The organism is Vineibacter terrae (assembly GCF_008039615.1).
Taxonomy (GTDB): domain Bacteria; phylum Pseudomonadota; class Alphaproteobacteria; order Reyranellales; family Reyranellaceae; genus Vineibacter; species Vineibacter terrae.
The window spans coordinates 139,215-161,333 of the sequence record NZ_VDUZ01000002.1; the positions used below are offsets into that span (position 1 = coordinate 139,215).

The 22,119-nt window shown below is 69.0% G+C and carries 17 protein-coding genes; 11 read left to right on the plus strand and 6 right to left on the minus strand.

The features are described 5' to 3' along the window. Window positions 1-58 precede the first annotated feature (58 nt). From FHP25_RS02450 to metE, 4 genes are read left to right on the plus strand one after another with little or no spacing between them, the layout of a single operon-like run. Entirely contained in the window at window positions 59-1,597 is a 1,539-nt protein-coding gene (locus tag FHP25_RS02450; protein ID WP_147845299.1) for an MmgE/PrpD family protein, read from the plus strand. 11 nt (window positions 1,598-1,608) lie between these two features. Continuing rightward, entirely contained in the window at window positions 1,609-2,772 is a 1,164-nt protein-coding gene (prpC, locus tag FHP25_RS02455; RefSeq protein ID WP_147845300.1) for a bifunctional 2-methylcitrate synthase/citrate synthase, read from the plus strand. 23 nt (window positions 2,773-2,795) lie between these two features. After that, complete coding sequence (gene prpB, locus FHP25_RS02460; RefSeq protein WP_147845301.1) at window positions 2,796-3,725, plus strand: methylisocitrate lyase; 930 nt, start codon at window positions 2,796-2,798, stop codon at window positions 3,723-3,725. Window positions 3,726-3,751: 26 nt separating this feature from the next. Then, entirely contained in the window at window positions 3,752-6,097 is a 2,346-nt protein-coding gene (gene metE, locus FHP25_RS02465) for a 5-methyltetrahydropteroyltriglutamate--homocysteine S-methyltransferase (RefSeq protein WP_147845302.1), read from the plus strand. Here metE and FHP25_RS02470 read toward each other — a convergent pair. Next, a complete protein-coding gene (locus FHP25_RS02470; RefSeq protein WP_147845303.1) occupies window positions 6,070-6,795 on the minus strand; it encodes a response regulator in 726 nt (241 codons plus the stop codon). The two genes, metE and FHP25_RS02470, sit on opposite strands and share 28 nt — an antisense overlap. Window positions 6,796-6,974: 179 nt before the next feature. On the opposite strand from FHP25_RS02470, the gene FHP25_RS02475 reads away from it, so the two are divergent. The 4 genes from FHP25_RS02475 to FHP25_RS02490 all read left to right on the plus strand — a co-directional run bounded on the left by FHP25_RS02475 (window position 6,975) and on the right by FHP25_RS02490 (window position 14,710). Beyond that, window positions 6,975-10,463, plus strand: coding sequence for a PAS-domain containing protein (locus tag FHP25_RS02475; protein WP_178133224.1), 3,489 nt, complete (start codon window positions 6,975-6,977; stop codon window positions 10,461-10,463). Window positions 10,464-10,598: 135 nt separating this feature from the next. Then, a complete protein-coding gene (locus FHP25_RS02480; RefSeq protein WP_178133225.1) occupies window positions 10,599-11,831 on the plus strand; it encodes a CaiB/BaiF CoA transferase family protein in 1,233 nt (410 codons plus the stop codon). A 20-nt stretch (window positions 11,832-11,851) separates the two neighbouring features. Continuing rightward, complete coding sequence (locus FHP25_RS02485) at window positions 11,852-13,504, plus strand: thiamine pyrophosphate-binding protein (protein ID WP_147845306.1); 1,653 nt, start codon at window positions 11,852-11,854, stop codon at window positions 13,502-13,504. A gap of 207 nt (window positions 13,505-13,711) precedes the next feature. Next, entirely contained in the window at window positions 13,712-14,710 is a 999-nt protein-coding gene (locus FHP25_RS02490) for an LLM class flavin-dependent oxidoreductase (protein ID WP_147845307.1), read from the plus strand. A 2-nt stretch (window positions 14,711-14,712) separates the two neighbouring features. On the opposite strand, the gene FHP25_RS02495 is transcribed toward FHP25_RS02490, so the two are convergent. Together FHP25_RS02495 and FHP25_RS02500 are read right to left on the minus strand one after the other, a co-directional pair. After that, window positions 14,713-15,354, minus strand: a complete 642-nt coding sequence (locus FHP25_RS02495; protein ID WP_147845308.1) for a rhomboid family intramembrane serine protease — start codon at window positions 15,352-15,354, stop codon at window positions 14,713-14,715. A gap of 20 nt (window positions 15,355-15,374) precedes the next feature. After that, on the minus strand, window positions 15,375-16,637 hold the full coding sequence (locus tag FHP25_RS02500) for an argininosuccinate synthase (RefSeq protein ID WP_147845309.1): 1,263 nt from the start codon (window positions 16,635-16,637) through the stop codon (window positions 15,375-15,377). 217 nt (window positions 16,638-16,854) lie between these two features. Between FHP25_RS02500 and FHP25_RS02505 the strand changes: the two genes are divergently transcribed. From FHP25_RS02505 to FHP25_RS02515, 3 genes are all read left to right on the plus strand, one after another. Continuing rightward, the gene (locus tag FHP25_RS02505) at window positions 16,855-17,109 is read left to right on the plus strand and encodes a hypothetical protein (RefSeq protein WP_147845310.1); all 255 of its coding nucleotides are present in this window, start codon (window positions 16,855-16,857) and stop codon (window positions 17,107-17,109) included. After that, window positions 17,102-17,980, plus strand: a complete 879-nt coding sequence (locus tag FHP25_RS02510) for an RNA polymerase sigma-70 factor (protein ID WP_147845311.1) — start codon at window positions 17,102-17,104, stop codon at window positions 17,978-17,980. Before FHP25_RS02505 ends, FHP25_RS02510 begins: the two co-directional genes overlap by 8 nt. An 81-nt stretch (window positions 17,981-18,061) precedes the next feature. Continuing rightward, window positions 18,062-19,102 (plus strand): class I SAM-dependent methyltransferase, encoded by a 1,041-nt coding sequence (locus FHP25_RS02515; protein ID WP_147845312.1) that lies wholly within the window; start codon window positions 18,062-18,064, stop codon window positions 19,100-19,102. Here the strand turns inward: FHP25_RS02515 and FHP25_RS02520 are convergent. From FHP25_RS02520 to FHP25_RS02530, 3 genes are all read right to left on the minus strand, one after another. Beyond that, window positions 19,099-19,380 carry a type II toxin-antitoxin system RelE/ParE family toxin gene (locus FHP25_RS02520; protein WP_147845313.1) on the minus strand — a complete coding sequence of 94 codons (282 nt, stop codon included), beginning with the start codon at window positions 19,378-19,380 and terminating at the stop codon, window positions 19,099-19,101. The genes FHP25_RS02515 and FHP25_RS02520 overlap by 4 nt on opposite strands. Beyond that, window positions 19,377-19,661 carry a CopG family ribbon-helix-helix protein gene (locus FHP25_RS02525; RefSeq protein ID WP_147845314.1) on the minus strand — a complete coding sequence of 95 codons (285 nt, stop codon included), beginning with the start codon at window positions 19,659-19,661 and terminating at the stop codon, window positions 19,377-19,379. Before FHP25_RS02525 ends, FHP25_RS02520 begins: the two co-directional genes overlap by 4 nt. Before the next feature lie 83 nt (window positions 19,662-19,744). After that, entirely contained in the window at window positions 19,745-21,967 is a 2,223-nt protein-coding gene (locus FHP25_RS02530; RefSeq protein WP_147845315.1) for a molybdopterin oxidoreductase family protein, read from the minus strand. Window positions 21,968-22,119: the final 152 nt, after the last annotated feature.

Consider the following 22,119-nt stretch of genomic DNA (forward strand, 5'->3'; position numbering starts at 1 on the left):
TCAGAGCGGCAGGTAAGATCACTCAGATAGCCTGTCAGCACGATCGACGAGGCATGACGTGAAACTTCACACGATCCGCACACACAAATCCGTCGAGAAGCTGAAACGCGAAGCGCAGCTCGCGTGGAGGATCGCCGAGGTCGCGGCCGACCCGGTGCCGGTCGCCGACGACGTCATCGACATGATCGGCAACCGGATCATCGACAATGCCGCGGTTGCGGCAGCGGCGATCAGCCGCCGCCCCGTCGCCAGCGCGCGGGCCCAGGCGGCAGCGCATCCTGGCCGCCCCGGCGCGACGCTGTTCGGGCTCTCACCACGGGCATCGTGCCGCGTATCGCCGGAATGGGCGGCATGGGCCAATGGCGTGGCCGTGCGCGAGCTCGACTTCCACGATACGTTCCTCGCCGCCGACTACTCCCATCCCGGCGACAACATCCCAGCGGTGCTGGCTGTGGCGCAGCATTGCGGCCGCAGCGGCGCGGCGCTGCTGCGCGGCATCGCGACGGCCTATGAGATCCAGGTCAACCTCGTCAAAGGCATCTGCCTGCACGAGCACAAGATCGACCACATCGCCCATCTCGGACCGGCGGCAGCCGCCGGAATCGGCACTGTCCTGGATCTGCCGGTCGAGACGATCTACCAGGCCGTGCAGCAGGCGCTGCATGTCACCACGACGACACGCCAGTCGCGCAAGGGTCAGATCTCGAGCTGGAAGGCGTACGCCCCGGCCTTCGCCGGCAAGATGGCGGTCGAGGCCGTCGACCGCGCGTTGCGCGGCGAAGGCGCACCTTCGCCGATCTATGAAGGCGAGGACGGGGTCATCGCCTGGCTGCTGAGCGGTCCGGGCGCCGCGTACCAGGTGCCGCTGCCCGAACCCGGCGAACCCAAGCGCGCGATCCTGGAGACCTACACCAAGGAGCATTCGGCCGAGTACCAGAGCCAGGCGCTGATCGACCTCGCGCGGCGCCTCGGGCCGCGGCTGGGCGACCTATCGCGGGTACGCGAGATCGTGATCCACACCAGCCACCACACCCACAACGTGATCGGCACAGGCGCGGGCGACCCGCAGAAGATGGACCCGAACGCCAGCCGAGAGACGCTGGACCATTCCATCATGTACATCTTCGCGGTCGCGCTGCAGGACGGCGGCTGGCACCATGAACGTTCGTATGCCCGCGAGCGCGCGGCGCGACCCGACACGGTGGCGCTCTGGCACAAGATCCGCACGGTCGAGGATCCGGCCTGGACGCGGCGCTACCACAGCCCCGACCCGAACGAGAAGGCGTTCGGCGGCCGCGCCGAGGTGGTCTTGGACGACGGGTCGGTGATCGCGGACGAGATTGCCGTCGCCGACGCGCACCCGCTGGGCGCGCGGCCGTTCACGCGCCAGAACTACATCGACAAGTTCCGCACCCTGGCCGCCGGCGTCATCTCGAGCGCCGAGCAGGACCGCTTCCTCGGCGCCGTCGCGCGCCTGCCGGTCCTGGCAGCCGATGAGCTGCTCGAGCTGAGCTTCATCGTCGATCCGGACCTGCTCGGACGGGCTCATGCTCGCGGCATCTTCGACTGGCACACGCTGGACGGCATCACCGGATAGCGGAGCAGATCATGGCAGACCATAAGAGCCCCACCCCGAAGAAATCCGTGGCTCTGTCGGGCGTCGCGGCCGGCAACACCGCGCTGTGCACCGTCGGGCGGTCCGGAAACGATCTCCACTATCGCGGCTACGACATCCTCGACATCGCCGAGCGGTGCGAGTTCGAGGAGATCGCCCATCTGCTGGTGCACGGTACGCTGCCGGCCCAGGCGCAGCTTGCGGCCTACAAGGCAAAGCTGAGGGCGCTGCGGGGCTTGCCGGCGGCGGTGAAGCGGGCACTGGAGGCGATCCCCGCCGCGGCGCATCCCATGGACGTGATGCGCAGCGGCGTCTCGGCGCTGGGCTGCGTGCTGCCCGAGGCCCCCGATCACAGCCATGCCGGCGCGCGCGACATCGCCGACCGCCTGATGGCCAGCCTCGGATCGATGCTGCTCTACTGGCACCACTACGCGCATCACGGGCGCACGATCGACGTCGAGACCGACGACGATAGCATCGCGGCCCACTTCCTGCATCTGCTGCATGGCCAGCGTCCCCGCGAAAGCTGGGTCCAGGCGATGCACACGTCCCTGATCCTCTATGCCGAGCACGAGTTCAACGCCTCGACCTTCACGGCGCGCGCCATCGCCGGTACGGGCGCGGACGTCTATTCGGCCGTCACCGGCGCGATCGGCGCGCTGCGTGGCCCCAGGCATGGCGGCGCCAACGAGGTCGCGTTCGACATCCAGAAGCGCTACGACGACGCCGACGCGGCGGAAAGCGATATCCGGCGCCGCATCGCGGCGAAGGAGGTCGTGATCGGCTTCGGCCATCCGGTCTATACCGTCGCCGACCCACGCAACACGGTGATCAAGACAGTGGCGCGGCGATTGTCGCTGGAGGCCGGCGCCCCCAGGATGTTCGAGATCGCCGATCGCATCGAGGCCGTGATGGCCCAGACCAAGCGGATGTTCGCGAACCTCGACTGGTTCAGCGCCGTCTCGTACCACATGATGGGCGTGCCGACCGCGATGTTCACCCCGCTCTTTGTGATCGCCCGCACATCGGGCTGGTGTGCCCACATCGTCGAGCAGCGCATAGACAACAAGATCATCCGCCCGTCCGCCAACTATGTCGGGCCGGAGCACCGGCCCTTCGTGCCGATCGCAGAGCGTGGCAAGGACCGCGCTGCATGAACAACAGAACCAGGGAGCACCAAATGCCGTATCTCGTTGCCACCGACCTGCCCGATGCACCCGCGGGCGCGCGTTTCCGGGCGCTGCTGGGCCGGCCGGGCATCGTCCAGATTCCGGGTACCCACAACGGCATGGCGGCGCTGCAGGCGAGAGCTGCCGGCTTCGAGGCCGCGTACCTGTCAGGCGCGGCGATGACCGCCTCGATGGGCCTGCCCGACCTGGGGATCATCACCATCGAGGAGGTCTGCCTCTTCATCCGGCAGGTGGTGCGGGCCAGCGGCCTGCCCTTGTTGGTCGACGGTGACACCGGCTACGGCGAAGCCCTCAACGCCATGCACATGGTGCGCAGCTTCGAGGACGCGGGCGCCGCGGCGGTCCATATCGAGGACCAGCTGCTGCCCAAGAAGTGCGGGCACCTCAACGACAAGCGGCTGGCCGATGCCCGCGACATGGCCGCCAAGATCGCCGCCACGGTCAAGGCACGACGCCACCTCCATGTCATCGCGCGCACCGACGCCGTCGCCAGCGAAGGCATGGATGGCGCGATTGCGCGCGCCCGCCTCTACGTCGAGGCTGGCGCCGACGCGATCTTCCCCGAAGCGCTGACCAACGCCGAGATGTTCCGGGCGTTTGCGCAGGCGCTGCCCGGCGTGCCGCTGCTGGCCAACATGACCGAGTTCGGCAAGACTCCTTTCTTCACGGCCGGCGAGTTCGAGGCCATGGGCTACCGCATGGTGATCTGGCCGGTGTCGTCGCTGCGCGTCGCCAACAAGGCGCAGGAAAAGCTCTACGCCGCGATCCGGCGCGACGGCGGTACGCAGGCGATGCTGGAGGCGATGCAGACGCGCGCCGAGCTCTATGCGCTGGTGGGGCTGCACGATTACGAGGCGCTGGATGCGTCCATTGTCCAGACGGTCGTGCCGCTGGGCATGCCGCAACGCACGCCGACATAAAAGCACCGCCGCAACAGGGGTAAGCGATGTCCTCATCTTCCGTTCCTGTCAGCACCCTCGGGGTGCCGCGCATCGGCCCGCGCCGCGAGCTGAAAGCGGCGCTGGAAAGCTATTGGGCGGGCAGCACCAGCGCCACCGCGCTGCTGGATGCCGCTTCGGGCCTGCGGGCCGCAAGCTGGGCACGCCAGCATGCGCTCGGCATCACACACATCCCGAGCAATGATTTCTCGTTGTACGATCACGTGCTCGACACCAGCGCCATGGTCGGCGCCATCCCGGCTGCCTACGGCTGGGCCGGCGGCAACGTGTCGCTCGACACCTATTTCGCCCTGGCCCGCGGCCGCGCGGTCGCGAGCGCCGATGCCTGTGGACATGGACACGCCGGCGCCGCGGCGCTCGAGATGACCAAGTGGTTCGACACCAACTACCACTACATGGTGCCCGAGTTCTCGAAGGGCCAGGCGTTCACCCTGGCCTCGACCAAGTCGATCGACGAATTCCGCGAAGCGCAGTCGCTCGGCTTCCACACGCGCCCGGTGCTGATCGGCCCGGTGACGTTCCTGAAGCTGGGCAAGAGCGCCGATGCGAGCCTCGATCCACTCGCGCTGCTGCCCGGCCTGCTGCCGGTCTACAGCGAAGTCCTGCGGCTACTCGCCGCCAGCGGCGCCGACTGGGTCCAGATCGACGAGCCATGCCTGGCGCTCGATCTCGACGATGCCACGCGCGCGGCATTGCGCTGCGCCTACGACGTGTTGTCGCGCGCCGCGCCGCCGCTGCGGATCCTGTGCACCAGCTATTTCGGCGGACTGAACGGCAACCTCGATACGGCGCTGCGCCTGCCGGTGAGCGGCCTGCACCTCGACCTCGTGCGCGGCGCGCAGGACCTGGACCGCGCAATCGCCCAGGCGCCGGCGGATCTCGTGCTGTCCCTGGGCGTGATCGATGGCCGCAACGTCTGGCGCGCCGATCTGGCCGCGATCCTCGACCGGATCGCGCCGATCGTGGACCAGCGCGGCATCGACCGCGTCATCGTCGCGCCATCCTGCTCGCTGCTGCATGTCCCGGTCGACCTGGAGCTCGAGACGACGCTTGACCCTGAGCTCAAGTCCTGGCTCGCCTTCGCGGTCCAGAAGATGGATGAGCTGCGCATCATCGGCCGCGCGCTGTCCGAGGGTCGCGGCGCCGTGCGGGAGGTCCTGGAGGCATCGGGCCGCGCCGCCGCGGCACGACGCGCCTCGCCCAGGATCCACAACAGGACGGCCGCGGCACGACTGGCGCAGGCAACGCCCGACATGGCGCATCGCCACTCGCCATATCCCGAACGCCGCCGCCGGCAGCAGGCCCAGCTGGGCCTGCCGCACTTCCCGACGACGACGATCGGCTCCTTCCCGCAGACCGATACGGTGCGCAAGGCGCGCGCGGCGCATCAGAAGGGCACGATGAGCGATGCCGCCTACGACACGTTTCTGCACCAGGAGACAGAGGCCGCGGTGCGCTGGCAGGAAGAGATCGGCATCGATGTCCTGGTCCATGGTGAATTCGAGCGCAACGACATGGTGCAGTATTTCGGCGAGCGGCTGGCAGGCTATGCCTGCACCAGGCATGGCTGGGTGCAGAGCTACGGCTCGCGCTGCGTACGGCCACCGGTGATCTTCGGCGACGTGTTCCGGCCGGCGCCGATGACCGTCGCCTGGACCTGCTACGCCCAGTCGCTGACTCGCAGGCCGGTCAAGGGCATGCTGACGGGGCCGGTCACGATGCTGCAATGGTCGTTCGTGCGCGACGACCTGCCACGCGACCAGGTCTGCCGGCAGATCGCGCTGGCGCTGCGCGACGAGGTCGCCGACCTGGAGCAGGCCGGCATCCGGGTCATCCAGATCGACGAGCCGGCGTTGCGCGAGGGTTTGCCGCTGCGCCGGGCGCACTGGAAGGCTTATCTCGACAGTGCCGTGGCGTGCTTCCGCCTCGCAGCGTCCATCGTGGGCGATGCCACGCAGATCCACACGCACATGTGCTACTCGGAGTTCAACGACATCATCGACTCGATCGGGGCGATGGATGCCGACGTCATCTCCATCGAAACGTCGCGTTCGAAGATGGAGCTGCTCGAGGCTTTCACGAGCTATCGCTATCCCAACGAGATCGGGCCCGGCGTCTACGACATCCACTCGCCGCGCCTGCCCGGGGTCGACGAGATGGCCGCTCTGCTCGACAGGGCCCAGGAGCGCCTGTCGGCCGGGCAGATCTGGGTGAATCCCGATTGCGGGCTGAAGACCCGCCGCTGGGAGGAGGTGCGGCCGGCGCTCGTCAACATGGTCGCCGCCGCCCACCGCCTGCGGGCAGCTCAGTCGTCGGGCGGCACGAACATGTAGCCGGCGCCACGCACGGTCCGGATCGAGGTCGGCCGCGCCGGGTCGATCTCGACCTTGCGGCGCAGCCGCAGGATGCGGATGTCGATGGCGCGGTCGAATACATCCATCTCGCGGTGGCTGACGGTTTCCAGCAGCCAGTCGCGTGTCAGGGCCCGGTTCGGGTTCTGCGCCAGCAGCTTCAGCAGCTCGAACTCGCCGGCGCGTAGCGGGATGTCCTCGCCCGACAATGCCTTGAGGGTTCGCGTCTCCAGGTCGAGCAGGCAGCGGCCGATCCGCACCCGCGGCGAGCCGGTCGCGGCCGAGGCGCCGCCCGCCCGCCGCAGCACCGCCTTCACGCGCGCCAGAAGCTCGCGCGGCTCGAACGGCTTGGCGATGTAGTCGTCGGCTCCCGTCTCCAGCCCGACCACCCGGTCGACCGTATCGCCGCTGGCGGTCACCATGACGATGCCGACCTTGGCGCTGCGCTCCCGCAGCCAGCGCGCCAGCGCGAAACCGTCCTCGCCGCCCGGCAGCCGCAGGTCGAGCAGCACCAGCGCCGGCGGGTCCTTCTCGACCAGCTTTCGCAGCGCGGCACCGGCTTCGACGCCTGAGGCACGATAGCCGTTGGCATCAAGGTACTCGACCAGCGTCTCGCGCTGAAAAGCCTCGTCCTCGACGACGATGATATGTGGGCGGGTATCCTTGCCGCGTGCTGTCATGTTGTTCCCCCGGGTCCGCATCCTGCCGCAGGGCTGGCGCGCCGATCAAGGAAAGGCCGCACACCCGTGGAAAAGAGGTCCGGCGCGGTGCCCGCGAAACACACGCAACAATTCGGCTGCGCGCCGATACGCTGGTGAAACCCACCCCCGGCAGGATGGGCCGTTCGAGGATATCAAGCATGCACGGCGCCGTTCCGCCCGACGCGACCCCCATATCACCCCCCCAGCCGCTGGCGCCGGACGATCCGCGCGTCACGATCGAGCTCAAGCGCCGGATCGCCGCCAAGATGGCGCCCTATCGCTATGCCCCCATCGTGATGTGGGCGCTGGGCGTGGTCTATCTGGCATCGACGGTGCCGATCTGGGTCACGGCCGGCCTGATCGCGGTCCGCCTGACGGTGGCCGTCTGGCTGGACAGACTGATCGTGATGGGCCTGGCGATCAAGGACGAGACAGCGGCCTGGCGGTTCGGGCGGATCTTCACGCTGTACAACGCCAGTGTCGGCATCGCCTGGAGCCTGGTCGGCATCGCCGCCATCCATTTCGGCAACCAGGGCGCCCAGATCGTCTGGAGCCTCATGGCGATGCTGTTCCTGATCGCCGACATTCCAAGCCGCTCGCACCACCCGCCGGCGAGCCAGTCGCTGATGCTGGCCCTGGTGCTGCCGCTGCTGCCCTTCGTGGTGATCCATCGCAGCTTCGTCGGCGACGTCAACGCGGTATGCGGCATCCTGCTGATCATCCTCACCCTGCCGGTCTTCACGCGCCGCCTCGAGGCCGCGCAACGGCGCGTCATCATCCGCGATTTCAACTACGAGCTGCTGGCGGAAAGCCTGACGGCGGCCCGCAACGAGGCCGAGGCGGCGCGCGAGGCGGCCGAGAAGGCGCAGCGCCAGCTCGACGACGCGATCCGCGCCCTGCCGTCGGGCTTCGCGCTCTACGATGCCGACGACCGGCTGGTGACGTGCAACGACGCCTACCCGGCCCTGGCGGCGCTGCCGCGCGACGCCGTGCGGCCGGGCATGACCTATGCCGACCTGCTGCGCGCCCTGCCGCCGCCCCGGCCCGGGATGCCGGCACGCGATGCCGCATGGTTCGAGCAGATGCTGGCTCTGCACCGCGGCGGCGACAGCGACCGCGAGATGGCGACCGCCGCCGGCGGCTGGGTGCGGGTGTCGAAGCACGCCACACGCGACGGCGCCATCGTGACGCTGGTCACCGACCTGACCCACGCCAGGCAGCGCGAGGCCGAGCTGGCCACCACGCGCGCCCAGGCGGAGCGCGCGCGCGCCGAGATCGGCGACGCCATTGCCGCCCTGCCCGTCGGCGTGGCGGTGCTCGATCCGGCGTTGCGCATGGTGGTCGTCAACGACGCTTTCGCTTCCGTGCTGCCGGGCGTGGAGAACGTGCGCGAGGCCGGGACGCCCCTGGCCGACGTGCTGCGGGAAGCCGTTCGCCGCGGCGTGGCGCCGGGCGTCAGCGAAGGCGAGACCGGCGACCGCTGGGTCGCATGGTGGCATCGCGAGCTGTCGGATCCGAAGCGGCCGTTCGAGGGCGCCCTGCAGGATGGGCGCTGGGTGCGCTACGCGGCGTCGCGCACGCCCTTGGGCAATGTCGTGCTGGCCGTCAGCGACATCACGGCGCTCAAGGCCCGCGAGGTCGAGCTGGCCCGGGCCAAGGGGACGGCCGAGCAGGCACGCGACGCGGCCGAGGCGGCACGTGCCGATGCCCTGCGCACCCGCGGGATGGTCGACGCCGTCGTCAAGAACATGACCGACGGCGTCGCCCTGTACGACCAGGACGGCAAATGGATCTTCGTCAACGAGTCGATCCTCACCTTCCACGACCTGACGCGCGAGATCATCGTCAACCAGCCGACGCTGCGCGACACGTTCCTCTTCCAGGCCGCGCGCGGCGACTGGGGCGAGATGACACCGGAGCAGGTCGAGGCCGCCATCGAGGCCCGGCTGCGGGCGTTCAACGCACCCGGCGGTGCCCGCGAGCTGCGCCAGCTGCGCAATGGCCGCTTCATCGAGTACCAGATCAAGCCGCTGGCCACCGGCGAGACCCTGATGGTGCAGCGCGACGTCACGGCGCTGAAGCAGAGTGAGCTGGAAGCGCAGCATGCCCGCGACGAGGCCGAGGCGGCCAACCAGGCGAAGTCGACCTTCCTCGCCACCATGAGCCACGAGATCCGAACGCCGATGAACGGCGTGCTGGGCTCGGCCGAGCTCCTGGAACGGGAAGCGCTCAGCGAACGGCAGCGCCGGCTGGTGGGCACGGTGCGCACCTCGGCCACGGCGCTGCTGCGCATCATCGACGACGTGCTCGACTTCTCCAAGATCGAGGCCGGGCGCATGGAGCTGGAGCATACGCCGTTCGGCCTGCGCGCCCTGGTCGAGGGCACCGGCGACACGCTGCGCGTGCAGGCCCAGCGCAAGGGCCTCAGCCTCACCTCCGCCATCGAGCCCGGCAGCCGCGACGGGCTGATCGGCGATCCCACCCGCGTACGCCAGATCCTGTACAACCTGATCGGCAATGCCATCAAGTTCACCGAGATCGGCGGCGTGCGCGTCACGGCGCGCACGGATGGCGGCAACGGCATGCCGGTCACGCTCGCGCTGTCGGTGACGGACAGCGGCATCGGCATGGATGCCGCCCAGGTGGCGCGCCTGTTCCAGCCTTTCGCCCAGGCCGACAGCTCCACCACACGCCGTTTCGGCGGCACAGGGCTGGGCCTTTCGATCGTGCGCCGGCTGGCACAACTGATGGGAGGCGATGTGACAGTGAGCAGCGTCGCGGGCCACGGCTCGACCTTCACGGCCACGCTTGTGGTCGATGCCGACGTCAGCAGGCCCGCGGATCGCTCCCGGGCCGCCGAGCCGTCGGCCGATGCGGACTCGGGCGCTTCACCCGGCCGTCTTGTCGGCCGGGTGCTGGCGGTCGACGACTACGACGTCAACCTCGAGGTGCTGGCGGGCCAGCTCGACATCCTCGGCGTCGGCGTCGACCTGGCGCGCAACGGCATCGAGGCGCTGACGCAGTGGCGCAGCGGGGACTACGCCCTGGTGCTGACCGACATCCATATGCCCGACATGGACGGCTTCGAGCTGACCCGGCAGATCCGCACCGAGGAAGCCGGACGCCGCGAGAGCATACGCACGCCGATCGTGGCGTTGACCGCCAACGCGCTCAAGGGCGAGGCCGAGCGGTGCCTGGCGGCAGGCATGGACGACTATCTCACCAAGCCGCTCACGCTCGAGCGGCTGCGCGCGGCGCTGGATCGCTGGATGAGGGGCGCACCACCGGCGCCGGCGGATGACGCGCCGGAGATCATCGACCGCTCCGCCCTGGGCAGGCTGTTCGGTGACAACCCGGTGATGATCGCCCGCATGACCGCGCGCTTCCGCGACAGCGCCGCGCGGCTGGTCGCCGATATCGACGCCCAGTGGTCGGCGGAAGACCTCGCATCGGTCGCCGAGACGGCGCACAAGCTGAAGGGCGCGGCGCGCACCGGCGGCGCCACGGCGCTGGGCGATCTCGCAGCGGCGCTGGAGCAGGAGGCCCGTGCCGGCCGGCGCGAGGATTGCCGCGACCTGGTGGCGAGCATCGCCGCGGAATGGCCGCGCGTGCATGCGGCGCTGGCCAGCGAATCGGCACACATCTGACGAAACACCCGGCCTTCCGCCCTGCAATCCCTGCGAACGAGCAAGGCGGAATCACAGGTTGCCGCCGCGTGCGCGGCGATGCCACGCTCGCGCCGTGACAGAGGCCACCAAGCGCCTCGCACGGAGGAACGGCCCATGGTTGATGCGCGCAGCGCCACGACCGGCTGCCTGGCCGGCGTGCGGATTTTGGATCTCACGCAGTTCGAGGCCGGCCCATCCTGCACCGAGGCCCTGGCCTGGCTCGGCGCCGAGGTCGTCAAGGTCGAGAACCCGAAGGGCGGCGATCCCGGCCGCACGTCGTTCCGCAGCGGCCCGGGCCAGGATTCCTGGTACTTCCTGCTGTTCAACGCCAACAAGAAATCGATCACGCTCAACCTCAAGAGCCCACGCGGCATCGCGCTGGTCAACGACCTGGCGCGCAAGGCCGATGTCTTCGTCGAGAATTTCGCCCCAGGCGCCATCGAGCGGCTGGGGCTGGGCTACGACGCCATCCGCAAGGTCAATCCCGGCATCATCTACGCCCAGGTGAAGGGCTTCGGCACCGGCAGCCCGTTCGAGGACAATCTCGCCTTCGACATGATCGCGCAGGCCTGCGGCGGCATCATGAGCGTCAGCGGCGAGCGCGACGGGCCGCCGGTCAAGCCGGGCGCGACGCTGGGCGACACGGGCACGGGCATGCTGCTGGCCATCAGCGTGCTGGGCGCGCTGTACCGCCGCAAGGGCACCGGCCAGGGCGAGCGCCTGGAGATCGCGATGCAGGACGCGATGCTGCATTACATCCGCGTCTGCTTCGCCGCGCAGGCCACGTCCGGCCGCCCCGCCGAGCGGGCCGGCGCCAAGCTGGCATCGGGCGGCAATCCGCCCTGCGGCATCTATCCCTGCAAGCCGGGCGGCCCCAACGACTACGTCTACATCTACACCAGCCGCGCCAACCCGGCGCACTGGCACCGCCTGCTGCAGGTGATCGGCCGTGAGGATCTGATCGGCAACCCGCAATACGAGACCGGCCTGGCGCGCACGGAACACGAGCCACAGATCGACGAGATGATCTCGGCGTGGACCCGGCAACGCGACAAGAACGAAGCCATGCGCATCCTGGGCGCCGCCGGCATCCCGGCCGGCGCCGTGCTCGATACCGGGGAGCTGCAGAACGACCCCAGCTTCGAGAAGCGCGGCATCATGCAGACGATCCAGCACCCCGCGTGCGGCCCGTTCAAGATGCCGGCCTGGCCGGTGCGCCATGACGGCGCGCCGCCGCCGGTGAAGCCGGCGCCGCTGCTGGGCGAGCACACCGGTGACGTGCTGGGCGCCTGGCTGGGCCTGAGCGCCGACGATGTGAAGGGGCTGCGCCGGGACGGCGTGATCTAACCAGACGAGGAGACCCGGACATGGCCGAGCTGACCGGATCGGAGATCCTGGCCAAGGCGCTGAGGAACGAAGGCACCGAGGACCTGTTCTTCCTCATGGGCGGGCCGATGCTTCTGGCCGAGGCTTCGTGCATCAAGGAAGGCATCCGGCCGATCGACGTGCGCCACGAGCAGGCGGCGGCGCTGATGGGGCAGGCCTACAGCCGCCTGCTGCAGAAGCCCAGCGTGTGCATGGCGGCCAGCGGCCCCGGCGTCATCAACCTGACCACCGGCATCGCCAACGCGCTGATCGACTGCGCGCCGGTGGTGGCGATCGGCGGCTCCGCCCCGATCGGCCAGTTCGGCCGCCAGGTGTTCCAGGAGATCGACCAGGTGGCGCTGATGAAGCCGTGCACCAAGTGGGCCGACCGCGTGCACAACCTCAAGCGCATCCCCGAGCAGGTGAACATCGCCTTCCAGAAGGCGATGGGCGGCAAGCCGGGCCCGGTCTACCTCGATTTCCCGGGCGACATCCTCTACGGCAAGATCCCCGAGGAGCAGGTCGACTGGAGCCTCAGCGGCCGGCCGCTGCTCAACGCGCGGCCGATGGGCGAGCCCGGCCAGGTGGCGCGGCTGGCCGAGGCGATCGCCACCGCCAAGCAGCCGATCATCCTGTCGGGCAGCGGCGTGATCTGGTCGCGGGCCTGGGACGAGTTGCGCCAGCTGGTCGAGAAGGCCGGCATCCCGTTCTACACCACGCCGCAGGGCCGCGGCGTGCTGCCCGACGACCACAAGCTGTCGTTCCTCACCATGCGGTCGGCGGCCTTCCGCGAGGCCGACCTGATCATCGTGATCGGCACGCGCATGAACTACATCATCGGTCATGCCGCGCCGCCGCGCTTCGCCGCCAACGCCACGATCGCCCGCATCGACATCGACGCCGACGAGATCGCCTCGTCGCCGCGCAAGGTGCATATCGGCATCGTCGGCGACTGCAAGATGGTGCTGCAGCAGCTCCTGGGCGATATCGACAAGCGCATCGACGCCGAGCGCTTCGCGCCGTGGCGCAAGAAGCTGGCCGACGGCGAAGCCGCCAAGCGCGGCGCGCCCGGCGCCAATAAGCCGATGGACGAGGCGCCGATCCATCCCCTGCGCCTGTGCGACGAGATCAAGAACTTCATGCAGCGCGACGCGATCCTGGTCGTCGACGGCCAGGAGATCCTCAATTTCGGGCGCCAGTCGATGCCGACCTTCGCGCCGGGCCATCGCCTGAACTCGGGGCCGTTCGGCACCATGGGCGTCGGCCTGCCGTTCGGGCTGGGCGCCAAGGTCGCCAAGCCCGACAAGCAGGTGATCGTCGTGCACGGCGACGGCTCGTTCGGGCTGAACGCCATGGAGCTGGACACCGCTGTGCGCCACCGCATCCCGGTGCTGGTGGTGATCAGCCTCAACGGCGGCTGGACCGCCGACCCGAACCGCGACAAGCCCGGCCGCGACCTGGGCTACACCCGCTACGACAAGATGGCCGAGGCGCTGGGCTGCCACGGCGAATATGTCGAGCAGCCCGACCAGATCCGGCCGGCGCTGGAGCGCGCGCAGAAGAAGGTCGATTCAGGCATGGTGGCCGTGGTCAACGTCAAGACCGACTACCGTGCCCGCGCCGACACGGCCCGCTTCGCGGACTATTCGACGTGAACTCCCCTCTCCACCCGCGCAGCGGGGGGAGAGGGAGGGGCCCATGCCGAAGGCATGGGAGGGTGAGGTGGGTTGCGGGACCACGTGGTCTTCGTTGGAAAGACCGGGTTCGATACGAGCGCCCACCTCACCCTCCCATCGCTTCGCGATGGGCCCCACCCTCTCCCCCCACTTCGTGGGCGGAGAGGGGATGGAGGAGCGCTTTCCATGAAAATCGGGGTCCTGCAGTTCTTCAGCTGGCCGGAACGGCGGGTGGCGCTGCCGACCGTGTACAAGCGGGCGCTCGAGCGCATCGAGATCATGGACCGCACCGGCTTCGATGCCGTGTGGCTGGCCGAGCATCACTTCAGCACCTTCAGCGTCTGCCCATCGGTGCACATGATGGGCACGCTGGCGGCGGCGCGCACCAAGCGCCTGCGCATCGGCACGGCCGTGTCGCTGGCGGCGCTATACCACCCGCTGCGGCTGGCCGAAGAAGTGGCGCTGCTCGACGTGCTGAGCGGCGGACGCGTGAACTGGGGCGCCGGCCGTGGCTTCTCGACCACCGAGTTCAACGCCTTCGGTGTCCCGCCGGAAGAGAGCGCGGCACGCTTCCGGGAAGCCGTCGAGATCGTGCTGCGGGCCTGGACCGAAGACAGCTTCAGCTTCGCAGGCGACTATTTCCGGTTCGACAATGTCGAGCTGCTGCCCAAACCGTTGCAGCAGCCGCATCCGCCGACCTGGGTGGCGGCGACCTCCGACCCGGCGATCGATTGGGCCGCCGGCCGCGGCCTGTCGATCCTGATGGATCCGCATTCCTCGATCGACGACCTGGGACGCAAGCGCCGCCGCTATGCCGAGCAGCTCGGCGCGGCCGGCTTCACGTTGGGTGACCGCGACATTCCCATGGCCCGGCTGATCGCGCTGGCCGACACGCGCGAGAAGGCCGCCGATATCGCCCGCCGCGGCGCCGCCTGGCTGGTCGACGCCTATGCCGGGCCACAGCACCAGAAGGCCAAGACCATGCACGTCGAGCGCCGCTACGGCGGCCTCGACCCGGTGGAGTTCTACCTCAAGGAGGTGGTGATCCACGGCACGCCCGAGTCGGTCGTCGACCGCATCCAGGCGCTACAGGCCGAGATCGGCCTGAACTACCTGATGTGCGCCCCGCTCAGCCACGACACGTTCATGATGCTGGCCGACAAGGTGGTGCCGCGCCTGGCGTGAAGTCACCACCGCCAGCCGGCCAGGGGACGGATCAGCAGCAGGCCGGCGACGAAGCCGCCGACATGGCCGGCCCAGGCGATCCGATCGCCGCCGGCTGTCGAGCCGAAGAAGCCCAGCCCGACCTGCAGGACGACCCACAGGATGGCGAAGGGAATCAGCGCGTTCATGCGGCCGCGCTCGCGCATGAGCAGCAGCAGCCCGCCGAACAGGCCGCTGATGGCGCCCGACGCGCCCAGCATCGGATCGATCGAGTCGGGATAGATCGCGGCATGCAGCGCCGCGCCGGCCAGGCCGGTGATCAGGTAGAAGGCCAGGTAGCGCGCGCTGCCCAGGAACCGCTCCACCGGCGCGCCGAAGGCGGCCAGCGTCGCGGCGTTGAGGCCGACATGGGCCCAGTCAGCATGCAGGAACATGTGCGCCAGCGGCGCCAGCAGCAGCGACAGCCCGTCGGCCGGCGCGTCGCCGAAATAGCGGGCCGGCACGACCGAGAAGGCGAGGATCAGCGACTCGTCGGTCTCGACCGACAGGGTCTGGCGCAGCAGGTGGATGACGAGCAGGACGACGATCAGGCCGAGCGTCATCGGCGGCAGGTTGATCGCCGGCTCGCCCCGTGGCGGCGGCTGGTCGCGCTGGTCGAACGGCACGGAGCGAACCTCTGCGCCGCTCAGGTCTTGGGGCCGCCCTGGCCCACGGCGCGCAGCCGCAGGCGCAACGCGTTGAGCTTGATGAAGCCCTCGGCGTCGCGCTGGTCATAGGCGCCCTGGTCCTCCTCGAAGGTGACGTGCTGCATGCTGTACAGCGACTGGGGCGACTTGCGGCCGACCACGACCGCATGGCCCTTGTAGAGCTTCAGCCGCACCGTGCCGGTGACGTTCTCCTGGCTGCGATCGATCAGCGCCTGCAGCATCTCGCGCTCGGGCGAGTACCAGAAGCCGTAGTAGATCAGCTCGGCATAGCGCGGCATCAGCTCGTCCTTGAGGTGCGCCGCCCCGCGATCCAGCGTGATGCTCTCGATGCCGCGATGCGCCGCATGCAGGATGGTGCCACCCGGCGTCTCGTAGATGCCGCGGCTCTTCATGCCCACGAAGCGGTTCTCGACCAGGTCCAGCCGGCCGATGCCGTTGGCCTTGCCCAGCTCGTTGAGCCTGGTCAGCAGCGCCGCCGGCGACAGCCGGACGCCGTCGATGGCGACGGCGTCGCCCTTCTCGAAATCGATCGTGATGTACGTGGCCTTGTCCGGCGCCGCCTCGGGCGAGATGGTGCGCTGGTAGACCATCTCGTCGGCTTCCTGCCAGGGATCCTCGAGGATCTTGCCCTCGGACGAGGAGTGCAGCAGGTTGGCGTCGACCGAGAACGGTGCCTCGCCGCGCTTGTCCTTGGCGATCGGGATCTGGTGCTTCTCGGCGAACTCCAGCAGCTTGGTGCGGCTGGTCAGCTCCCATTCGCGCCACGGCGCGATCACCTTGATGTCCGGCTTCAGCGCGTAGTACGCCAGCTCGAAGCGCACCTGGTCATTGCCCTTGCCGGTGGCGCCATGGCAGACCGCGTCAGCGCCAACGTCTCGCGCGATCTCGATCTGGCGCTTGGCGATCAACGGCCGCGCGATCGACGTGCCGAGCAGGTACTGGCCTTCGTAGAGGGCGTTGGCGCGGAACATCGGGAAGACGAAGTCGCGCACGAACTCCTCGCGCACGTCATCGATGAAGATGTTCTCGGGCTTGATGCCCAGCAGCTCGGCCTTCTTGCGCGCCGGCGCCAGCTCCTCGCCCTGGCCGAGGTCGGCGGTGAAGGTCACCACCTCGCAGCCATAGGTCGTCTGCAGCCACTTCAGGATCACGGAGGTGTCCAGGCCACCGGAATAGGCAAGCACGACTTTCTTGATGTCGCCCCGCTTGTGGGGGCCGGCGTACTGGACAGACACGGTCATGACCTCTCGGGCGGCAGCAGGTGCCGGATGATGCAGGTTCCGGACCGCTTTGGCCCGGCCGGCGAAGCGGGCGGAGTATAGGCGGCGGCCCGATCGGGGCAAGCGGCGAAATCTGACATGAAATCAACACCTTGCGACGGCCCGGGCCGGCCGCCGTGGCGATGTCACAGGTGGCCGGCCTGAATCGTCTGGCGGTCAGAGGATCTGGAGACCTGCCGTGACCACGATCGACCGGCCCGCCGCGCCGCCCATGCCGCCCCCGCCTGGGCGCCGGGTCGCGCCCTGCCTCCTGCCAGCCCTGCCCGGGCTCAATGCACCTGCCATGCTGGCGGCGGGTCTGCTGTGGTATGCCCATATGCCTGTCGTCGTGGTGACGGGGCCGTACGATGCGCATTTCGTGGCCGGTATGGGCATCGCCCTTACGGCGGCGATGCTCGGCCTGCCGGCGGCAATGGAGGTCGCCGATGCCTGATCTCGCCGCTGCTGACGAATCGGCCGCCACATTCGAGGCCGAACGGCCGCGCCTGCGGGCACTGGCTTACCGCATGCTGGGCACGCTCGGTGATGCCGAGGATGCTGTGCAGGACACCTACCTGCGCTGGCACCGGACCGACCGCAGCACCGTGCGCACGCCGCAAGCATGGCTGGTCTCGGCCTGCACCCGCATCTGCATCGACCGCTTGCGTCGTGTCCGCACGGAACGGGCCGCCTATATCGGGCCGTGGCTGCCCGAGCCGATGATCGTCGAGACCCAGGACTCGCCGGCGCTCGACGACACGCTGTCGCTGGCCTTCCTGGTCGTGCTGGAGCGCCTCAGCCCGTCGGAACGCGCTGCCTGGCTGCTGCACGAGGCGTTCGAGCACGATTACACCGAGATCGCCCGCGCGCTCGACAAGAGCGAAGCCGCCTGCCGGCAGCTGGTGTCGCGGGCGCGGCAGCACCTGAAGGAGGCGCGGCCGCGCTTCGCGCCCGACCGCGCCGCAGCCGACGGCCTGGCCGGGCGCTTCCTGCAGGCTTGCGTCGCCCATGACCGCGCAGCGCTGATGGACCTGCTGGCCTTCAACGCCGAGGCCTGGACCGATGGCGGCGGCAAGGTGCGGTCGGCGCTCAACGTCATCGTCGGCGCCGACCGCGTCATGCGCTTCATCCTCGGTATCATGCGCAAGCAGCCAGCCGATCTTCAGCTCCGGCCTGTCCGCATCAACGGCATGCCAGGCCTGGTTGGCTATGTGCACGGCACGCCGCGCCACACCTTCTCGCTTGACATCGTCGATGGCCGCGTCGCCGGCGTCTACATCGTGCGCAACCCCGACAAGCTGCGGCACCTGCCGCCGATGGCGTGACGGTCGGCTGCGGCCCGGAGCCTCATCGCGGTCAGGCGCCATCGACGCTATATAGAAAGGAGGCTTTGCATCGGAGGCGCGATGGCCACCCTGCTCGACCGGGTCACGTATGCCGCCGGCCAGACGGCGCGAGTCGGCTGGTTCCTGGCGCACTACGCCGCCGGAAGGCGCCAGCTCAAGCCGATGCCCAGGCCCGACTTTCCGGTGGGCCCCTTTCCCGACCGGCAGGCGCTGCTGCGCGACATGCGGCAGCTGTTCGAGCGCGAATGGCGCGATATCGCTGCCGGCCTTGTCCCGCGGCCCCCCGTGCTGGACCCTGACCCCGTGGCATGGCTGCGCCGCAGCGCCGCCTATTTCCGCGATCTGCGGCAGGTCGACCAGCGTCGTCACGCCGGCGTCAACGACGAGCCGAACCATGATCCGGCGCATGACCACCTGCCCCGCTACTATCGACAGAACTTCCACTACCAGAGCGGTGGCTGGCTGACCGGTGAGTCGGCCGAGGTCTATGACACCCAGGTCGAGACCCTGTTCACCGGTGCCGCCGACGTGATGCGCCGCCGCACCCTCAAGCCGATCGCCACCTTCCTCGATGGCCGCGACCAGCGCGCCGCGCGCCTGCTCGATGTCGGGACGGGCACCGGCCGGCTGCCCGGGTTCATCCACCACGCCTTCCCCGGGCTGCGCATCGCCGGACTCGATCTCAGCCGGCCGTACCTGGACCACGCCCGGCGCACCATCGGCGCCTCCGGCCGGCTGAAATGGGTCGAGGGCGCCGCCGAGGCGTTGCCTTTCGCCGACGCCAGCGTCGATATCGTGACGTCGTCGTTCCTGTTCCACGAGCTGCCGAAGAAGGTGCGCAGCACCGTCGTGGCCGAGATCGCCCGCGTGCTGAAGCCCGACGGCCAGGCCATCATCGTCGATTCAGCGCTCGAAGCCGACCTGCCGGCCTGGAAAGGGTTGTTCGACCTCTTTCCATACTACTTCCACGAGCCGTATTTCACCGACTGGGTCACATCGGACCCCGACGCCCTGTTCGCGGCGCACGGCTTGACGACGGTGACGACCGAGCTGGCTTTCCTCTCGCGGGTGATGGTCTTCAGCAAGGACGTCGCCGATTAGTCAACCGGCCAGCGCCGTGCGCCGTGCATCACACGCAGCGCCTCGACGCGCTCGTCACCGAACTCATACATGATGACATACGGTGTCCTGGTGACAACCAGCTCGCGCGTTCCCTGATTTCGACCGGTGCGCCCCATTTCGGAAAGATCCTTGAGCCGGGCAGCGGCCTTGAAAATCCTCTCGACCAAGCGCTTCGCGGCGACCGGGTTGTCGCGGGATACATACCGGTGTGCTGCCTCGATATCGTCGAGCGCCGGACTCGACCATATCACCCTCATGCGGCGCGGTTTCTCTTGCGATCAGGGCGTGGTCTCGGCTCGGCTGACCCGAGTGATCGAGCCCATGCTTCGGCCTCATCATGCTCGGCATAGGCGCCGCGCCGAATAGCGACGCGACCTTCTTCCAGCGCCGCCTGCCGCAACTTTTCCATGTCAACGAAGCCACTGATAGCCTCGGCGATCAGGAACGACCGGCTGCGCCGGTAACGCTTGCCGATCTTCTTGAGCTCTACATCAAGCGCCTTCGGCAGGCGGGCCGTGACCGTCGTTGTATCCGACATGGGAGCGCACATCATCTGTGTTCAGATGTGTACATCCTAGTATGGTCGGAATACGCTGTCGAGGCCATCCGAGCCGCTGAAAGCTACGTTATCGGCATCATCTGCACCGGCACGCCGCTCAGCACCGCGTTGCCGGAGAGCGGATCGCGCTGGCTGTCGTCGAGCAGCGCGTTGAGATTGGCGCCCGGGCGCTGGGCCGCCAGCGTCAGCCGCGCGCCGGGCCGGTCATGGCCCCAGCCATGCGGCAGGCTGACGACGCCCGGCATCATCTCCTCGCTGACCTCGACCTGCACCTCGATCGCGCGGTTGGCGCTCGTGATGCGCGCCGGCTGGCCGGCGCGCAATCCCAAACGCCTGGCATCCTGCGGATGGACCAGCGCCGTGCAGCGGTAGGGTCCCTTGGCCAGGATGGGCAGGTTGTGCATCCAGCTGTTGTTGGAGCGCACCTGCCGGCGGCCGATGATCACCAGCTCGGGCACCGGTCGCGCCAGGTCGGCCGCGGGCCGCTGGAGGTCGAGCAGCAGCATGCCCGGCGCCAGCTCGATCTTGCCCGAGGGCGTGCGCAGCAGCTCCGGCAGGCGCGGCGCCAGGGGTCCGAGGTCGATGCCTCCGGGCGCCGCCTTGAGCTTGGCCAGGTTGATCCCCTCGGGCTTCAGGCCGAACAGGTCCCCGTAGGGCCCGCCGCGCAGCGCGAGGTCGATCTGCCGCTCCGGCCCCTTCAGGTGCGCGACGGCGCGCAGCACCATCTCTGCCTGCGGGCCGGCCATGCGGCGAACATCGTCGGCCACCAGCTCGTCATCGAGCTGGCCGATATCGGCATCGGCACCCTTGCCCTGGAGGATGGCGGTCAGGCGCAGCACGCTCTGCCATTCGGCAAGCTGGCCGTCGGGCCGCGCGAAGACCGGCGCGCTGAAGCGCGCCTGGTTACGATACGACAGCTGCGGGAAGGCGATGTCGTAATGCATCTCCTCCAGCGGCGAGGCCCCGGGCAGGATGACGTCGGCGTGCTGCGTCGTCTCGTTGAGATAGATGTCGAAGCTGACCATGAGCTCGAGCCGGTCGAGCGCAGCGGCAAGCCGCGCGCCGTTGGGCGCCGACAGGACCGGATTGCCGGCGACCGAGATCAAGGCCCGGACCTGATCGTCGCCGCCGGTTTCGATCTCCTCCGCGAGACATGTGATCGGCAGCTCGCCGAACACTTCCGGCGCGCCGGCAACGCGGCTGGCCCAGCGCCCCGTGGCGATGCCGCGGCCGCTGCCCGGCTTGCCGGTGGTGTTGGCGGCGAAGGCCGGCGCCTTGGGGAACATGGCGCCACCCGGCTCGTCGAGATGACCGGTGAGGACATTCAGCACATCGATCAGCCAGCTGACCAGCGTGCCATAGGACTGCGTGCAGGTGCCGAGGCGACCATAGACCGCGGCACGTTCGGTCGCGGCGAGCCGGCGCGCGAGGTCACGGATCGCCGCGGCATCGATGCCGCAGCGCGCCGCCACACGCTCGGGCGCGAAGCCGGCGACCGCCACAGCCACGTCATCCAATCCGGCGACATGCGCCGCCAGCCGGCCGAGCCGCACCAGCTTCTCGTCGAAGAGCGTATGCACCAGCCCCAGCAGCAGGAAGACGTCGCCGCCGGGCCGGATGAACAAGTGCTGGTCGGCCATGGCAGCGGTCTCGGTGCGGCGCGGATCGACCACCACGATGCGGCCGCCGCGCTCGCGCAGCGCCTTGGCCTTGCCGCGGAAGTCCGGCACCGTCCACAGGCTGCCGTTCGACACGACCGGATTGGCCCCCAGGATCAGCAGGAAGTCGCATCGCTCGATATCCGGCACCGGAATCGACAGCCAGTGGCCGAACATCAGCCCTGACGACAGCTGCTTGGGCATCTGGTCCAGCGTCGAGGCGCTGTAGATGTTGCGCGAGCCCAGCGCCTTGGCCAGGCGGGGGAAATAGAGCATCAGCCCGACCTGGTGCACGGTTGGATTGCCGATCACCAGCGCGGTCGAATTGCGGCCGTGCTTCTCCAGGATCGGCGGCAGGCGGCGATCGATCTCGGCGAACGCCTCCTGCCAACTCACGGCGACGAAACGCCCATCGCGCTTGACGAGCGGCGTGCGCAGACGGTCGGGATCCTCGTGCAGGTCCTTTAGCGCCACCCCCTTGGGGCAGATGTAACCGCGGCTGAACACGTCGCCGTCGTGTCCGCGGATCGACGTGACCTTGCCGTCCGCGATCCGCAGCTCCAGCCCGCAGCAGGCTTCGCAAACGGGACAGACGCGATGGGCGACGGTCTCGGTGGTGGTCATCATCGGGGCTCCCTCAAGCGGCGCCACGAGCATGACCGCTTCGACGCACGAAAGCGATTACGTGCGAGATCATCAAGACGCAGATGCGGTCCGATTACCGGCAAGAGAATTGAGAGGGCGCCGCCGGTTGCCGATGTTGCGGTCAGGCGCCACGC

Bases quoted from the DNA above. Each gene is read 5' to 3' on its own strand.
- prpC (WP_147845300.1), top strand. From the start codon at position 1,609: ATGGCAGACCATAAGAGCCCCACCCCGAAGAAATCCGTGGCTCTGTCG.
- prpB (WP_147845301.1), top strand. From the start codon at position 2,796: ATGCCGTATCTCGTTGCCACCGACCTGCCCGATGCACCCGCGGGCGCG.
- metE (WP_147845302.1), top strand. From the start codon at position 3,752: ATGTCCTCATCTTCCGTTCCTGTCAGCACCCTCGGGGTGCCGCGCATC.
- FHP25_RS02470 (WP_147845303.1), bottom strand. From the start codon at position 6,795: ATGACAGCACGCGGCAAGGATACCCGCCCACATATCATCGTCGTCGAG.
- FHP25_RS02475 (WP_178133224.1), top strand. From the start codon at position 6,975: ATGCACGGCGCCGTTCCGCCCGACGCGACCCCCATATCACCCCCCCAG.
- FHP25_RS02480 (WP_178133225.1), top strand. From the start codon at position 10,599: ATGGTTGATGCGCGCAGCGCCACGACCGGCTGCCTGGCCGGCGTGCGG.
- FHP25_RS02485 (WP_147845306.1), top strand. From the start codon at position 11,852: ATGGCCGAGCTGACCGGATCGGAGATCCTGGCCAAGGCGCTGAGGAAC.
- FHP25_RS02490 (WP_147845307.1), top strand. From the start codon at position 13,712: ATGAAAATCGGGGTCCTGCAGTTCTTCAGCTGGCCGGAACGGCGGGTG.
- FHP25_RS02500 (WP_147845309.1), bottom strand. From the start codon at position 16,637: ATGACCGTGTCTGTCCAGTACGCCGGCCCCCACAAGCGGGGCGACATC.
- FHP25_RS02510 (WP_147845311.1), top strand. From the start codon at position 17,102: ATGCCTGATCTCGCCGCTGCTGACGAATCGGCCGCCACATTCGAGGCC.
- FHP25_RS02515 (WP_147845312.1), top strand. From the start codon at position 18,062: ATGGCCACCCTGCTCGACCGGGTCACGTATGCCGCCGGCCAGACGGCG.
- FHP25_RS02520 (WP_147845313.1), bottom strand. From the start codon at position 19,380: ATGAGGGTGATATGGTCGAGTCCGGCGCTCGACGATATCGAGGCAGCA.
- FHP25_RS02525 (WP_147845314.1), bottom strand. From the start codon at position 19,661: ATGTCGGATACAACGACGGTCACGGCCCGCCTGCCGAAGGCGCTTGAT.
- FHP25_RS02530 (WP_147845315.1), bottom strand. From the start codon at position 21,967: ATGATGACCACCACCGAGACCGTCGCCCATCGCGTCTGTCCCGTTTGC.